At 77.9% G+C, this 15,702-nt stretch carries 9 protein-coding genes; 5 read left to right on the plus strand and 4 right to left on the minus strand.

What is annotated here, in order from left to right; all coding sequences use genetic code 11:
* Nucleotides 1-124: 124 nt before the first annotated feature.
* Nucleotides 125-520, minus strand: coding sequence for an acyl carrier protein (locus tag ACZ69I_RS23670; protein ID WP_467677063.1), 396 nt, complete (start codon nucleotides 518-520; stop codon nucleotides 125-127).
* Between the two features lie 263 nt (nucleotides 521-783).
* Between ACZ69I_RS23670 and ACZ69I_RS23675 the strand changes: the two genes are divergently transcribed.
* From ACZ69I_RS23675 to ACZ69I_RS23685, 3 genes are all read left to right on the plus strand, one after another.
* A complete protein-coding gene (locus tag ACZ69I_RS23675; protein WP_467677061.1) occupies nucleotides 784-1,803 on the plus strand; it encodes an AIR synthase-related protein in 1,020 nt (339 codons plus the stop codon).
* 1,148 nt (nucleotides 1,804-2,951) lie between these two features.
* Entirely contained in the window at nucleotides 2,952-3,995 is a 1,044-nt protein-coding gene (locus ACZ69I_RS23680) for a helix-turn-helix transcriptional regulator (RefSeq protein WP_467677059.1), read from the plus strand.
* Between the two features lie 129 nt (nucleotides 3,996-4,124).
* Entirely contained in the window at nucleotides 4,125-5,108 is a 984-nt protein-coding gene (locus tag ACZ69I_RS23685; RefSeq protein ID WP_467677057.1) for an AfsA-related hotdog domain-containing protein, read from the plus strand.
* Nucleotides 5,109-5,125: 17 nt separating this feature from the next.
* Here ACZ69I_RS23685 and ACZ69I_RS23690 read toward each other — a convergent pair whose 3' ends face one another.
* The gene (locus tag ACZ69I_RS23690) at nucleotides 5,126-6,985 is read right to left on the minus strand and encodes an HAD-IIIC family phosphatase (protein ID WP_470834393.1); all 1,860 of its coding nucleotides are present in this window, start codon (nucleotides 6,983-6,985) and stop codon (nucleotides 5,126-5,128) included.
* 939 nt (nucleotides 6,986-7,924) lie between these two features.
* Here ACZ69I_RS23690 and ACZ69I_RS23695 point away from each other — a divergent pair.
* On the plus strand, nucleotides 7,925-10,555 hold the full coding sequence (locus tag ACZ69I_RS23695; RefSeq protein WP_470834395.1) for an AfsR/SARP family transcriptional regulator: 2,631 nt from the start codon (nucleotides 7,925-7,927) through the stop codon (nucleotides 10,553-10,555).
* Between the two features lie 85 nt (nucleotides 10,556-10,640).
* Here ACZ69I_RS23695 and ACZ69I_RS23700 read toward each other — a convergent pair whose 3' ends face one another.
* On the minus strand, nucleotides 10,641-13,355 hold the full coding sequence (locus ACZ69I_RS23700; protein WP_470834396.1) for a helix-turn-helix transcriptional regulator: 2,715 nt from the start codon (nucleotides 13,353-13,355) through the stop codon (nucleotides 10,641-10,643).
* A 149-nt stretch (nucleotides 13,356-13,504) separates the two neighbouring features.
* Complete coding sequence (locus ACZ69I_RS23705) at nucleotides 13,505-14,164, minus strand: sensor histidine kinase (RefSeq protein ID WP_467677049.1); 660 nt, start codon at nucleotides 14,162-14,164, stop codon at nucleotides 13,505-13,507.
* 601 nt (nucleotides 14,165-14,765) lie between these two features.
* Between ACZ69I_RS23705 and ACZ69I_RS23710 the strand changes: the two genes are divergently transcribed.
* Nucleotides 14,766-15,533, plus strand: a complete 768-nt coding sequence (locus ACZ69I_RS23710) for a response regulator transcription factor (RefSeq protein WP_470834397.1) — start codon at nucleotides 14,766-14,768, stop codon at nucleotides 15,531-15,533.
* Nucleotides 15,534-15,702: the final 169 nt, after the last annotated feature.

The following is a 15,702-nucleotide window of genomic DNA, read 5'->3' on the forward strand; positions in this document are numbered from 1 at the left end:
TCGAACCCCCCACGGCGTGCGCCCGGAAGCTACGGACTGTGACTTAAGGCGCCCTGAAGCCGCCGCGCGGCCGCTGGCCCACCGGCCGGGCGGCGCTCCGGCCGCGCTCTGCGCCGGACGCGGTTCAGCCCGCGTCCTGCGGTCCTGCCCCGTGCTCGGGGGCCGGCTCGCCCGCCCGCCGGGCCACGGGTCTGACCGCGGTGCCCGGCGGCTGCCCGCCGGGGTGCCGTGACTGTCCGTGGAGGGGGCGGGCCGCGGCGCGGCACGGGGCGAGATGGGCGACGATGCCGGTGACCGTGGGGTGGTCCCAGACCAGGGTCGGGTCGACGATCAGGTTCTTCTCCTCCTCCAGATCGCCGCAGAGGCTGAGCGCCCACACCGAGTCCATGCCGTAGGCGGCGAGCGGGGTGTCGTGGTCGATGGAGTTCTCCGGGCGGGCCAGGTAGATCGCGAGACGGGCGGTGAGCCAGCCGCGCAGTTCGGTGGCGTACGCCGTCTGCCCGGAGATACGGGTCGTCATGGCCAGGCTCCTCGGACGGGCTGCCGGTTCGGGGGTTCCGACAGCGTCGGCAGCGGAACTAAAGCGCCACTTGTGGTGCCGCGTTGCGGGGGCGGCGGCGTGCAGGGGCGCACCATCCCTGCGGCGGCCCGGCGTCGGCGGACCGTGCCGCCGCACCCCGGGATGCCCCGGCGGGCCCCCTGTCCGGGGCGGGGCACCCCCTCGGTGGGCGCCCGTGCGGGTCGCGGTGGATCGAGACCCGTAGGAGTAGAGGGGTGAGCCTGATGACTTCGAGCCCGGCCCCCGCCTCGGCGTCCCTCGGGACGGCGCAGGTGGGGCTCGCGGACGACGGTGAGGGCCCGGCGGGCGGCCTGCGCTCGTTCCTGCGTGCTGCGCTGGGGGACGTGTGCGGGCCGTGTCCGGGGCTGGGGGACGGTGTGCCGGTGCTGCGGGCGGGGGCGCATGTCGTCGATCCGCCGTTCTACGGCGACGGCGACATCGGCCATGCCGCGGTGTGCGCCACCGTCAACGAGCTGGCGGCGGCCGGCGCGGTGCCGCTGGGGCTGTCGCTGTCGGCGGTCGTGGAGGCGGGGCTTCCGCTGGACCGGGTGCGGCAGGTGGCCCACTCCGTGCGCGCGGCGGCGCGGGCGGCCGGTGTGGTCGTCGTGGATGTCGATGCGCGGGTGGTACGGGCGGGCGAGGCCGACCAGATCTATCTGCACACCACGGGCATCGGCCTGCTGCGCTCCCCCGGGCCCGTGGCACGGGCCCGGGCGGGCGACCGGCTCGTGGTCAGCGCCCCGCTGGGCGGGTTCGGCGCCCATGTCCTGTCGGTGCGGGCCCAGTTGGGCCACGAGAGCGTGATCTCGGGCGCCTGCGTGCCGCTGACCGGGCTGCTGGGCCGGGTGCGGGAGGCCGTGCCGGCGGGGGCGGTGCGCGCGGTGCGGGCGGTGGGCCGCGGCGGGCTCGCGGCGGTGCTGCGGGCGTACGCCGAGGAGACGGGCCTGGGGCTGCGGGTGCGGGAGGCGGCGCTGCCGGTGCAGTACGAGGCGCGGGTCGCCCTGGACATGCTGGGGGTCGACCCACTGGACGCGGCGACCACCAGCTGTGTGTGCGTGGTGGTCGCCGCGGAGGCCGTCGACGCCCTGCTGGCGGCGGTGCGCGCCGATCCGTACGGACGGGAGGCGGCAGTGGTCGGCGAGGTGGCGGGGCCGGGCACCCCCCCGATCCTCCTGATCCCCCCCGACGGCCACCCCACGGCACCGACCACCACCGGCTGGGAGGCGCCTGCCCGACTGGGGTGACCGGAGGGGGAGGGTGCCGGGCAGCCGGGCGGCAGGGGCGGTCGGGGCGGTGGCGCCGTGCGGGGCGGCCGCGTGTTCCGGGCTACCGCCGGACGGACGGGGCTCGCCCGGCTGACCCGACCCGACGGGCAAGGGCGCCAATCAGCCGGGCCATAGGGGTGGTTGGTTCGGGGACGCCGTGCCGGGGGGGGGGCGGCCGCGCGTACCGGGTCGCCACCCGGCGGGAGGGACCCCTGGCTGGTCCGACCGGACGGGTGCCAACCAGCCGGGCTGCGGGCGCGGTTGGCGCGGCCACGCCGTGCGGGCGGCCGCGCTGGGCATGCCGCACGCGGCGCGGTATCCGTTATTCCGCTGTCCGCTCGGACCGGGACGCTATGCGGAATGCTTTCCGCCGCACCCGTACCGGAAATCCCGGCGGCTGTCCGCTATCGGGGCCGGCGGCCCGCAAGCGGACGCCAATTGATCACGCTGCAGTGCCGAATACCCGAGAAGAACACTCTATTCCGGTGGGCGGATTACCGGCCCGGTCGGCAAGTCCCGCGCCCCGCCGCGCATTCACCCAGGGGCCCGCATCACGCACTTGAGAACCGGTGGATTCTGGCTGGATTCCTTCGGGTGCGGGCCGCGGAAAGGGAAAGCCCCAGGCCCGGCCCGGGGGCCGCTCCCGCCCCCCGGCGCGCGGGCGGGCGTACCCGAACCGGCCACCGCGAGCGGCAGCCGGAGCGCGCGCATCCGCAAAGAGGCAGGCCACCGGGACTCCGGTGGCCTACCCATTCAACTTTCCGTCACCTCAGCCCGGCGTCATCCCCAGCCGTCGTCCTCGGGCCCGAAGCCGTGCGGCGCCTCCTGCGACGCCACCACGGTGACGGTGCCACCGGGCGCACCGTGGGCTTGCGCGGCCCCCGCCGCCGGTGCCCCCAATACGCCGATGGCAACGAGCGTCCCAACAACCTCTCTCCGCATGCCGGAAATCCTCATGACTATCCCCCAGTCGGTGTTGAGTTGTTCGTCGCCAGTGTGCCCACTCCGACTAATCTCGGCTAAGAGTCGGCCAGTGGCGTAAAGTTGCATGGCAACTAATTCTCTTTCCGTCGGGGGCGGTTGCAGCGATGTCTGAAAGTTCCCCATCTGACCCCTGTTTTCATGAATTGGATGAACAGGCCATCGCGGCCTACCGCGCCGCCGTCCGGGCGGGCAAGTACGCCCCCCAGGCCATCGCGGCCACCCTCGGGCTGACCCCGCAGGAGGCGGCGCGCATCGCCCGTACGCTGCTGGACCTGCGGCTGCTGCACCCGGTGCCCGGGGACCGGGACACCCTGGCGCCGGCGAGCCCCGACTCCGCGGCCGCGGATCTGGTCGGCCCCGCCGAACAGCGGATCAGGGAGCTGCAGCAGTCGGTCTCCAGCACCCGCAACAGCCTGCTGTCGCTGCTGCCGGTGTACTTCGAAAGCCGTAGAAGCCGCAATCGCATGGAGGCCTTCGACGTCATCACCAACATCAGCGTCCTGGAAGTCATGATCGAGGACTTCGGGGCGCGCTGCCAGACGCAGGCTCTGACCGTCCAGCCCGGCGGCCCCCGCCCGCCGCACCTGCTGGAGGGCGCCCGCCGGCGCACCCTGGAGCGCCTGGCGCGCGGCATCCGCGTCGAGCACCTCTACCAGCACACCGTGCGCAACGACCCGGCCTCCACCGCCTACATACGCGAGGTGACCGCGGCCGGCGCGGAGGTGCGCACCACCGACCAGCTGATCGACCGGATGATCATCTACGACCGGGAGATCGTGTTCCTGCCCGAGCAGGGCGAGCTGGACCGGCGCCCGGGCGCCATCGTCGTGCGCGAGCCGACCCTGGTGGCCTTCCTGTGCAAGCTCTACGACCAGCAGTGGGCCCAGGGCACGGTCTTCGAGCCGGACGCGGAGGACAGCGCCGCGATCACCGACGACGTGCAGCGCTCCATCATCAAGCTGATGGCGCAGGGCTACAAGGACGAGATGGTCGCCCGCCGCCTCGGCATGTCGGTGCGCACCTGCCGGCGCCACATCGCCGAGATCATGGAGGACCTGGACGCCACCAGCCGCTTCCAGGCCGGGGTGAACGTCGCGCTGTCGGGCGCGCTGGACGAGGCCGTGGGCCGCGCGCCGCGGAGCGAGGCGCAGCGGGCCGCGGCGGGTCCGGGGGGCGGGGAGACTTGATGCCGTACAGCTTGCTGCCAGCTGATCTTCCTGGCTCCGTCCGCCGCCCCGGGGCGAGGCTGTCGCCAGGGCAGGGGCGCCGCACAGACCGCGCGGGGCGGCGCCGCGGGGCGCGGAGGGGGTGAGCGCGTGGGCGGCGACGAAGGTCTGCCGGTGGGCGCACCGGCGCCGCACGGCGGCACGCTGCGGCTGGTGCACCGGCTCCGCTCGTGGGAGCCGGTGGGGCCCGCCGGGCTGGCCGAGGGCGAGGCGGAGTTCGTGCTGACCGGTGAACTGCCGCACGCCCACCCGGTGTTCGGCGACGGCCCGCGCCGCTTCCACGATCTGCAGGCGGGCGCCGAGATGGTCCGGGAGATCGGCGAGTTCCTCGGCCAGAGCCACTTCGGGGTGCCGGCCAACCGCACCGGCATCTTCTACCGCTTCACCGTCGCCGCTCCCGACATCTCCGCCTGGCGCGCGGCCGGGGCGGGCCCGGTGCTGCTGACCACGCTGCTGCGGGTGCGCCCGGACAAGGTCATCGACGGGGTGCCGCGCGCCCTTGCGTTCCGTACCGAGCTGCGAATCGACGACGTGCCCTGCGGCGCGGGCAGCGCCAACGTCGTGTTCCTGCCGCCCGTGGTCCACCGCAACCACCAGGTGCTCAGCCGGGCCGCGGTGCAGGGCGCGCCGCCGCGGCCGGCGGGCCCGCGGCAGGCGGTGGACCCCGCCGAGGTGGGGCGCACCGCGCCGGGCAACGTCCTGGTGCACAGCCCGGCCGGGCCCGGCCACGGCCGGCTGTCGGTGGAGGTGGCCGTCCCGGCCGGCTGGCCCCTGGCCCCGGTCACCGAGCACGGCCATGTGCCCGCGGCCCTGCAGCTGGAGGCGCTGCGCCAGACGGCGCTGCTCGCGGCGGGGCGGGCGCACCGGTTCGCCGCCGAGCGCTGCGCCCTGTCCTCGCTGGAGGTGCACTTCCGCGGCTATGTGGAGCCCGGGGCGGCGCTGCGGTGCGCGGCGGTGGCCGGGCGGTGCGGCCAGGACGCCCGGGGCCGCCGCCAGGTGCCGGTCACCCTGACCCTGGCGCAGGTGGGGCGGGCCGTCCTGGAGGCGGTCGCCACGGTCACCGAGGACTTCTGAGGCGCCGGGGCGGGGGGTCAGCCGCTCCGGCCGGTGGGTCCCGGGGCGGGTTCGGGGGGCGGTCCCTGCCCGTCGTCCAGGCGCAGGTCGAGGGTGAGGTGCGCGGGGGGCGGGGGCAGCTCGCGCAGGTCGTGGGTGAACCACTGCTCGCCGCGGGCCGCCGCCGCGGCGGTGGGCGGGCGGCGGGGGCGAAAGCCCAGGCCGGGATAGAGGGCGCCGGCCTGCCCGTTGGCGGCCGTGGCCCGGTAGCAGGCGTGCACGGCGGGCAGGCCGCGGCGGGCCGCGGCCTGCAGGAGCGCCACGACGATGCCCTCCTCGATGCCGCGGGCCAGCACCCGGCGGCTGAGCAGGAACGTCTCCAGGTGCAGTCCGTCGGCCGCCCGGCGGGTGACGAGCGCGCCCGCCAGGCGGTCCTGGCCGTACCGGTCGCGGACGCGGACGGCGAGCGCCTGGTGGGCGGGGCTGGCGGCCAGCTCCGCCAGCCGCCGTTCGCTCAGCCGCCGGCCGGTGAGGTTGAAGGGGCCGGTGTGCAGGGAGAGCCGGGCCAGGCGGGCGTAGTCGTGCGCGGGCGCGGTGGCCAGGGTGACCCGGACGGTGAGGTCGTGCGGGGACTCCTCGTAGGAGCATCTGCGCCGTTCGCCCGTGCGGCGTTCGAGGGCGCGGCGCGGGGGTGTGCGCCACGTGCTCTCGCCCGGGCGGCGGGCGGGCTGCTCCCGCTCGCGCGCCGACGGCGGCGCGGCGGTGAACCAGCTGTCCTGCACCGGCCGTTCGGCGCGCAGCGCCGGGTCGCCGCCCAGCGGCGGGACGGTGACGCCGGGCAGGGCGGTACGGGGCAGGGCGCGTCCTCGCTCGTCGGCGTCGGCCGGCACCAGGTCGCCGACGCCGAGGCCCAGCCGCTCGGCGATCCCCCGCACGCCGGCGGGCCCGTCCCGGCCGGGGCCGGGGGCGGCCAGGAGGACGCCCCGGTCGGCCAGTTGGCGCAGTACCGCCCGCATCACGCCCGCCAGGCCCTCGTCGTCCCCCGGGGGCTCGTCGAGGTCGAGGACCAGGCACTTCTTGGTCAGGCCGCGGCGCGCGCGCAGCAGGTGGCCGGCCTCGCGGGCGTAGGCGGCCAGCAGCGCGTCGGTGAAGGGCGCGGCGCCGCGGGGGCCGCGGGCCGGGCCCGTCTCGGCGATGAGCGGGTCCAGGTCCACGGCGGCGACCTGCGGGCAGGCGGTGGCCAGGCGCAGCAGTCCGGCGTTGAAGTCGCGCCAGATCGCCGACAGTTGGGTGCGCCCGGTCTCGTCGAGGAGCTGGTGGGTGTGGCGGCGCAGCAGGGGCAGCGTGTTCAGGACGAGGGTGCCGGGCTCGCGCTCCGCGTGGGCGCCGGCCATCGCCCGCAGCCGGGCGGCCAGGCGGGTGCAGGCCAGTTCGGCGTCGCTGACGTCCCAGGGCGCGGCCAGCTCGTCGAAGACGGCCCCCGCATCCAGCAGGCACAGCGTCAGATCGGGCCGGGCGTGGGCGAGTTGGCAGCCCGGGTCGGCCAGCTCGCGCCCGTGGGCGCCCCGGTCGCCGGTGACCAGGCGCAGCAGCACGCCGTGCCGGGCGAGTTCGGCGGTGAGCGGGTGGGCGAGCCGGGCCGTGGCGAGGGACCCGGTGAGCGCGATCGTGGCCAGCGGGACGGCCGGGTGCCGGGCGAGGACGGCGCCCGGCTCCACCCCCGCCAGGATCTCCCCGCAGGCCAGCAACTCCTCCAGGCCCCCGGCACGGCCGCGGGCCGCGGCATCGGCAACCTCGGCGAGCAGCGGCACCACCGCGGGCCAGTCGGCGGCCAGCCGCCCGTCCCTGTGCAGGGCGCGCAGCCGTTGCGCGGGCGAGGGCCGCGGCGGTGTGTTCATCGGCCGGTGTCTCCTTCGGTGATCTCCTCAGCTCCTGGCCGCGGACGGGACGCGGGTGCGGGTGCGGGTGCGGGCGGCGCGGCGGGCGGGGCGAGGGGGAAGCGCGGCGCCCCGGACGGGACCGCGCACCGGCCACCGCCTGCGGGCGCGGAGGCCGGTGTTCGCCGGAGGCGTTTCCCCGGCGCGGGGGCGGGGTGCGGGCTGCGCGGGCCGGGGGGCGAACTGAGGTGCGGTGGCCGTGGCGCGGCGCCGGGCGCGCCGCGTTGCAGGCCGGGACGCGGCACGCCCGGCGCGACGCCCCACCCACCCGAGCACGAGCCGCACCACCCTGCTCGCGGCATGGCGCCGGACGCGCCCGGATACGAGCCGCGTCGCGGCGGCCGCGGCATGCCGTCGGGCCCGCCGCGTCGCGGACCGGAGCGCACGCCGTGCGGGCCAGGCCGCGGGGCGAGCCGCGGGCCCGGGCGCGGCGCGCGTGGTGCGGTGCCCGGCTGTGCTGCGCGCGGCGCGGCGCTCGACGCAGGTGCCCGTCCACCGGCGCGCCGCCCCCGCAGGCGAAGGGTCGGCGCGGCGGCTGGGGTGGACAACATCGGCTCCCTCGGGGCGCGTTGGGGCGGCGGCGCCGGCAGGAGGCATGCGGTGCCGACGCTTGCACCCTGCCCAGGACGGCTAAAGCGCGGCTTGTGGTGGTTGTGTGTGCGCGCTGTGCCGTCACGGCCGCGCCCCCCGGCTCTCCCCGTCCCGCCCGCCCGGCCTCCGCAGCGGCGGGCGGGCGGGACAGGGGGCCGGGGCGGGGCGGGCAGGGGCGGTGGCGTCCGATGTCAGGGGGTGCGGGCCCGCTAGCGTGGGTCATCGCCGTACGCCCGCACACCGAAGGCGCGTGCCGCCGGGCCGGGCGTGCTGCGCTGAGCGAGGGGCGGGGGCCGGATGCGTTTTCGGGTGCTGGGACCACTGGAGGTGCGCGCCGCGGGCGAGGGGCAGCAGGTGACGCCGCGTGCGGCCAAGCTCCGCAGCGTGCTGGCGACCCTGCTCGTGCGCTCCAACGAGGTCGTCTCGGTGGACACGCTCGTCGATGAGCTGTGGGGCGAGGAGCCGCCGCGCACCGCGATGACCACCCTGCAGGTCTACATCTCGCAGCTGCGCAAGCTGCTGCTGCGCGTGGAGCCGGAGTTCGGCCGGCGGGCGCTGCTGACCCGCGCCCCGGGCTATCTGCTGCAGGTGGACCCCGCCCAGCTGGACCTGGTCGTCTTCCAGGAGCTGCACGAGCGCGGGCGCGAGGCGCTGGACCGGGGCGAGCACGCGGCCGCCGCCGAGCTGCAGCGCCGGGCGCTGGCGCTGTGGCGCGGCCCGCTGCTGCCCGACACCGCGCACGGCGCCCTGCTGGCCACCGTGGCCGTGCGCCTGGACGAGGTGCGCATCGCCGCGCTGGAACAGCGGATGCGGGCGGAGCTGCAGCTGGGCCACCACAAGGAGCTGGTGGGGGAACTGCAGGCGCTGGCAGCGGAGTTGCCGCTGCACGAGGAGTTCCACGCCCACCTCATGGTGGCCCTGTACCGGGCCGGCCGGCAGGCGGAGGCGTTACGTGTGTTCAGCGGCCTGCGCCGCACCCTGGTCGAGGAGCTGGCCATCGAGCCGGGGCTGCGGCTGCAGCGCCTGCAGCACCGCATCCTGACCGGTGACCGGGGCCTGCTGCGCCCCGGCCCCCCGGGCCGTACCGCCGCCGCGGCGGGCCCGGCCCGCACCCCGGCCGCCACCGCTGCCGGGCGCGCGGCGCAGGGGCCCGCCGCGGCCGGCGGGCAGCTGCCCGCCACCGACCCCCGCTTCACCGGCCGGGCGGCGGAACTGGCAGAGATCGCCGCGTGGCTGGAGCGCGCCGGCGGCGGCTGCCTGCAGCTCACCGGGCCCGCCGGGGCGGGCAAGAGCGCGCTGGCCGTGGCCGCCGCCCACCGGGCCGCCGCGGCCTTCCCCGACGGGCGGGTGCTGGTGCGGCTGCGCGGCGACGACGGCCGGCCGCTGGATTTGACCCAGGTACTGGTCCAGCTGCGGGGCGCCTGCGGCGCGCCCGGCCCAGCTCCCCGCTCGGGCGAGGAACTGCGCGCGCAACTGCGGGAGTTGACGCACGACCGGCGGATGCTGCTGGTGGTGGACGACGTCGCCGAGGCCGCCCAGCTGCGGGCGCTGCTGCCGCTCGTGGGCCGGTGCGCGGTCCTGGCCACCTGCCGGGCGGCGCCGGACGGCCCCGAGGGCCCCGCCCTGGCGCTGGACGCGCTCGCCCCGCAGGACGCCCGCCGGCTGCTGGCCGGCGCCCGCCCGCCCGGCGACGGCCCGCCCGCCGGACCCACCGGGGCCGATGAGGGAGCCGACTGGGACGAACTGGCCGAGCTGTGCGGCCGCTTCCCCGGCCCGCTGCGCGCCCTGGCCGCCCACCTCGCCGCCCACCCCCACCAGTCCCCCGCCCAACTGGCCGCCCTGCTGCGCCCGGAGAGCACCCGCCTGCGGGAACTGCGCGCCCTGGACGAGGCCTGCCACCGGCAGCTGAGCGGGGTCTACGACGCGGCGCCCGAGGCCGACCTGCGCGCGGCCCGCCTGCTGAGCCTGCTGCCCGCCGGGCCGTTCACCGGCGAGGCGGCCGCCACCGCGCTGGGCGTCCGGCCCGAGGACGTCGGGCACACCCTGAACTCCCTGATCTCCGCGGGCCTGTTGGGGCCCGGCCCGGACGGCGGCGGCTACCTCTTCCCCGTCCTGACCCGGCTGCTGGCCGCCGAGCGGCGCACCGCCGAGGGGCCGAGCGCGGCCGTGCGCGCGGCGCTGGCCCGCCTGTGCGCGGCCGCCGTCCGGTCGCTGGCCGCGCAGCACACCGGGCGCGGCGCACACCTGCCCCCGCTGGACTGGTTCGCCCGCCGCCGCGACGCGCTGGTCACCCTGGCCGGCCAGGCCCACGCGGCGGGCCTGTGGGCCCAGACCGTCCAGCTGGCCGACGCCATGAGCGCCTTCGTGGAGATCTCGGCCGCCTGGGAGGCCTGGCAGCACACCCACACCCTGGCCCTGGACGCCGCCGGCCGGCTCGGCGACCGCGCGGCGACGGTGCGGATGCTGCGCTCGCTGGGCGATCTGGCCTGGCAGCGCCACCACCCGGCGGCCGCCCACGACTTCTACCAGCGCGCCCTGCGGGCCGCCGAGAGCGGCGAGGGCGCCCCCGAGCGCGGGCGCGTCCTTGCGGGCCTGGCCGACCTCCACCTGGAGGCCGGCGCCACCGGCACCGCCGCCCGCCTGGTCCTGCCCACCCTGCAGGACGCCCCCGAGGACACCCGCGGCTGCTACGAGGCCCGCCGTATCCTGGCCCTGCACGCGCTGCGGACCACCGGCGGCGCCGCGGCCCGCCCCCACTTCCAGCAGTGCCTGACGCTCGCGGGCGTGCTGGGCAACCGCCACCTGGAGGCCTACGCCCGGCGCTGGCTGGAGCGGCTGCGCGAGGACGGCGCCGGCCACCCGGCCTGGGCCGAGATCCGCCCGGGCATCTGGTGCGGGCGCACCGCGCCCCCGGCGGCGGCGCCGGCCGCCCGCGCGTGAGCGGGCGCGGTGTGCGGGGCCTGGCGTTGAACCCCCGCCTGCGCCCCGACGCCCGGCGCGGACGACGGGGGGCAAAGACAGGCCCTCACGGCGTGTCGTCGTACTCCAGGTCCAGGGGGAGTTCGCTGCGCCGGCGGATGCCCAGCTTGCGGTAGATCTTGGTCAGGTGCTGCTCGACGGTGCTGGTGGTCACGTACAGTCTCGCCGCGATCTCCCGGTTGGTGTGGCCGAACGCGGCCAGCGCCGCCACCCGCTGCTCGGGGCCGGTCAGCTGCCCCTCCCGCAGCGGGGGCCCGCCCAGGTGTTTGGCGGGCAGGCCGGTGCGGCCCGGCAGGATGCGCTCGCACAGCGCCTGCGCCCCGCAGTCGGCGGCCAGGTGCCAGGCCCGGCGGGCCAGCATCCCCGCCCGGCTGCCCTCCCCGGTCAGCTGCAGGGCGCCGGCCAGGTCGGCCAGGGCGCGGGCGTGCTCGAGGCGGTCGCCGCCGCGCCGCAGTTCCTCCAGGGCGCGGGCCAGCAGCCGGGGCCGTTCGGCGGCGGGCGCCAGGGCGGCGCGCAGCCGCAGGCCGGTGCCGTGGGGGCGGGCGTCGCGCCCGGTGGGCAGGGCCGCCTGGTCGGCGATGAGGCGGGCGGCGCGGGCGTGTTCGCCCAGGGCCAGCAGGGCGGCGGCGGCGTCGGTGCGCCAGGGGATGTGCCGTGGGTGGTCCAGGGCCCAGCGCCCGGCCAGCCGGCCGGCGTCCAGGAACTCCGCGAGGGCGGCGGCGGGGTGGTGGGTGGCCAGGTAGTAGTGGCCGCGGGCGCGCAGCGTCTCCAGGGCGTGGACGCTGTCGAACAGGGCGTCGGGCAGGGGCAGTTCGAGGCGGCGGGCCGCCTCCTCGTACTGGCCCGCGGCCGTGCAGGCGGTGATCTCGACGGCCAGCAGGGCGGGCAGCAGGAGCCCGCCGCGGTCCTCCACGGCGGCCATGGCCGCGGCGGCCGCCTGCCGGGCGCCGCGCAGGTCGCCCAGGCGCAGCAGGGCCTGGGCGTGCAGCAGCCCCAGGGCGGCGAACCAGCCCGGGGCGCGGCCGCGGTCCGCCTCGGCCTGCAGTTTCTGGCACCACACCACGGCCTGGGCGCCGTGCCCGGCGTGCAGGAGGCTGCGGATCTCGCGCAGGACGAGGTCGAACGTGGCGTGGGTGAGCGGGGTGTCCTTCAGGACGCGTTCGACGGCCGTCTCGTCCTCGCCGGCGGGGGCGGCCGGCCACAGGGCGGCCGTGGCCGCGCGCAGTTCGGCGCGCCCGCCGGACGGCGCGCCCGGGGCTGCGGGGGCGGGGGCGGGGGGCGGGGCGAGCAGGCCGCGCAGCGGGTCCTCGCCCCGCTCGCCCGCCGTGCGCCGGCGGGCGGCGTGTTCCAGGGCCGCCCCGGCCTGCTCGATGCGGCCCTGAGTGAGCAGGAGACGGCCCAGCAGGGCGGCCGGGCCCTGGCCCAACTCGCCCCGGTTCAGGGCCTGCAGGGGTTCGGTGAGCAGTTCCTCGGCCCGGGCGGGGTCGGTGCGCCGGATGACGGCGGCGAGCTGCAGCGTCAGGGGCCACCGTGCGGCACCGGGCGGGCTCAGGCGCGCGGCCAGGCGCAGGCAGTCGACGGCCGTGGCGCTGTCGTCCTCCAGCAGGGCCTGGCGGGCGGCCTCGGCCAGGACCGGCGGCGCCCAGAGGGCCGCACCGGGTGAGGCGGGCGCCCCGGGTGAGGCGGGCGTCGCGGGTGTTGGGGGGTGGTGGCCGGGGGCGTGGGCCAGCAGCAGGCGGCGGGCGGTGGCGGCCGCTCCGGCCCCGCCCGCGTGGAGCGTGCGCGCGGCCCGTACGTACAGGGCGGCGAGTTCGCCCGGGGCGGGGCCGGCCAGGAGGGAGGCGGCGACGGCCGGGTGCCGCAGCCGCCAGCCCGTCACCAGCCCCACCGCGTCCAGGATGTCGCGGGCGTGCGCGGCCGTGCGCGGGGTGATGCCGGCCACCGCGGCGACGCGTTCGGCGCTCGCGTCCTGCCCCAGCACCGCCAGGGCCTCGGCGAGGCGGCCGGCCGCCTCGCCGCTGCGCCGCAGGCAGGCGGCGACCGCCTGCAGGAAGGGGCCGCCCGGGGCCGGGCGCGGCTCCTGCCCGGCGCCCGGCGGCGGCTCCTCGGCCCGCAGGGCCCGGCATAGCAGCGGGTTGCCGCCGGTGAGGGCGTACAGGCGGGCGGGGGGCAGGTCGCCGCCCGGGCCGTCGTCCGTCCGGGCGGCGCGGGCGGCCGCGCCGGGGCTCAGGCGGCCCACCCGCACGCGGCGGAAGTCCTCGTGGCGCAGGAACGGCCCCGTCGGCGCGGGCGGGTGGGGCGGGCGCACGCCCAGGACCTGGCCCAGGGCGAGCAGCACCGGTACGCCCCGCAGGCTGTGGCTCAGGTGCGCCAGGTGGCCCAGCGAGTACGAATCGCAGTCCTGCAGGTCGTCCACGCACACCACGACCGGCGCCCGGGCGGCCAGCGCGCGCACCGCGGCGCCCCACTGGGCCGGCGAGCAGCCGGGGTGCGTGAGGGTGCCGGCGGGCAGGGTGTGCAGGAGGCGGCGCAGGACGGCGCCGGGCGGCGCGGGGCGGGGCGGTGGCCCGTCGGGGGCCGCCTCGCCGTGCAGGACGTACGCCCCGTGGTCGGCGGCGTGCCGGGTCAGGCGGCGCAGCAGGTGCGTGGTGCCGCAGCCGGCCGCGCCCTCGACGAGCACGACCGCCGGCTCGCCGGCCGCGCAGTGCTGCCAGGCCTCCTGCAGCCGGTCCCACTCCGCCTCACGTTCGAGAAACAGCATCCCGCCTCCCCCACCTGTGCTGTCAGTTTCGGGGGACGGGGGCGCTCATGGGCGCCGCGGCGGCGGTCACAAGCTGCGCGGCAGCAACTTCCCGGCCACCGGGCCCAAAAGAGAGCACGCAAGGAGAACAACGGAGGGGGCGGGCGGGGTCAGTCGGGGGCCATGGGCAGCACGGCGGTGGCGCTGAGGCCGCCCGAGGCCGCCCGGCCCAGGCTGAGCCGGCCGCCGGAGGCGGTGAGCAGGGACGCGGCGATGGACAGGCCCAGGCCGGTGCCCATCCGGCCGGCGGCGGTGGCGCCGCGCCAGAAGGGGCTGCCGGCGCGGGCGATCTCCTCGCCCGTCATGCCCGGCCCCTCGTCCGTGACGGCGACGTGCACGCGGCGCCCGGTGACGTGCACGGTGCAGGTGACGGTGGTGCCGGGCGGGCCGGCCTGCAGCGCGTTGTCGAGCAGGACGTCCAGGGTGTGTTCCAGGGCGCCGTGCACCTGCAGGGCGGTGGCGGCGGTCCCGCCCAGGTCCAGGCCCACGCCCCGGGCGTCGGCGACCACGCTCCAGGCCTCCAGGCGGGCGGCGGCGACGTCCAGGACCTCCACCGGCTCGGGGGCGGGGTCGGGGTGGCGGGCCGCGCCCCAGGCCAGGATCTGGCTCAGCAGGGCGGCCAGGCGCTCCACCTCGCCCAGCACGGCGGGCAGTTCGGCGATGTCGGGCCGCTGGTCCTGCAGCATCTGCAGGCGCAGCCGGATCGAGGCCAGCGGGCCGCGCACCTGGTGGGCGGCGGCCGAGGCGAGGTCGTAGGCGACGGCGGTCACCGGCGCTGCCCCGCACCGCGTGCCGCCGCCGGGGGCCGGGCCGGCGAGGCGGGCGGGTGCCCGGGCGCGCCGGGCCGGGCGGGCCGCGGGGCGCGGGCCCCGCGCGGTGCGTCGTCGTCGACGGCCCCTACGTTCATCGCGCTCACGCCCCTCAGGAGGAATCCGTACGTGGCACCGGAGGCCTGTGCGGTCCGCGCCCGGGCGCCTGGGCGCCTGCCTCCCGCCGGCCGCGGGAGCGGGCCGCGCTGCTGCCGGGTGTGGGTGCACCGGGCGGCCTGCCGCGGCCGCTGGTCAAGGCTCCGGCCGGGGGAACCGGGGTGGTGGTGCCCGGGTCGGGTGCTGCTGCCAGCATCGGCGGTGCTGTGCCAGCGCAGGTGCACGGCTGTGTCAGGTGCGGTGCACCGGTGCGGCAACTCTGCGCAGCGCTGGAGCGGCCCGGCGCCCCGGGGCGCTGCCCGAACCCGTGCCCGCAATTGAACGTTCTCTGCGGCTGCTTGAGGATTTCCTGTCGGTGCGATGACCGGGAGCTGGCACGGCGTTTCTTACGGTGGCCGACGTCCCGTAACCGTCTTTGAGGTCCGTTTCGCTGGGGAGGCGAGCCATGATCCAGGCGTCGGCCGACATGCTCAGCGCCCGCGCGCTGCCGGGCCGGGAGGGCTTCTCGCCCGGGCTGGGCCCCGCGGTCGGGGCCGCGGGGGCGGCGGATCAGCTCTGGCGCGTCCTGATCGTGGACGCGTGCGCCGAGGACGCCCAGCCGCTGGCCGAGGCCCTGCGCCGGCACGGCCACCACGTGGAGCAGGCGCGCGACGGCGGGGCCGCGCTGGAGGCCTGCGGCGCGCTCGACATCGATGTGGTGCTGCTCGACCTCGACCTGCCCGACGTGGACGGGCTGCAGCTGTGCCGGCTGCTGCGGGCCTCGGGGCGCACCGCGGTCCTGGCGCTGACCGCCCGCGGCGGGGAACTGGACGTGGTCCTTGGCCTGCGGGCCGGCGCCGACGACTACCTGGTCAAGTCCTGCGGGCTGCGCGAGTTGCTGGCCCGGATGGAGGCGGTGATGCGCCGCATGCGGCCCCGCCCGCTCTCCCCCGTCCTGTCGATCGGCGCGCTGCGCATCGACGCGGCGCTGCGGGAGGTGCGCCTGGGCGGGCGCAGCATCGCCGTGACCCGCAAGGAGTTCGACCTGCTGCACCTGCTGGCCGCCCGGCCGGAGGCGGTCATCACGCGGGATCAGCTGATGCGGGAGGTGTGGGCGGGCTCCTGGTCCCGGCGCACCATCGACACCCATGTGAGCAGCCTGCGCGCCAAGCTCGGCTCGCGCGACTGGATCGTCACGGTGCACGGGGTGGGCTTCCGGATCGGCCAGGGCTGAGGGCCCCTCCGGCGAAGGAGGGGCGGGCGGGCTCACCGCTTCTTGCGGGAGTTCATGTACCAGGCGGCGGCGACGGCGAGGACGACGAGAACGATGAGGATCTTCATGGTCTTCGGCTCCCCGCGATCGCCCGGGACATGCCTGCCGCGCTCCGCAAGGTCCTTGTGAG

This window comes from Streptomyces sp. NPDC036815, from assembly GCF_055609205.1.

Coding starts and splice junctions, on each gene's coding strand:
- ACZ69I_RS23670 (WP_467677063.1), bottom strand. CDS start 520: ATGACGACCCGTATCTCCGGGCAGACGGCGTACGCCACCGAACTGCGC.
- ACZ69I_RS23675 (WP_467677061.1), top strand. CDS start 784: ATGACTTCGAGCCCGGCCCCCGCCTCGGCGTCCCTCGGGACGGCGCAG.
- ACZ69I_RS23690 (WP_470834393.1), bottom strand. CDS start 6,985: ATGAACACACCGCCGCGGCCCTCGCCCGCGCAACGGCTGCGCGCCCTG.
- ACZ69I_RS23700 (WP_470834396.1), bottom strand. CDS start 13,355: ATGCTGTTTCTCGAACGTGAGGCGGAGTGGGACCGGCTGCAGGAGGCC.
- ACZ69I_RS23710 (WP_470834397.1), top strand. CDS start 14,766: ATGATCCAGGCGTCGGCCGACATGCTCAGCGCCCGCGCGCTGCCGGGC.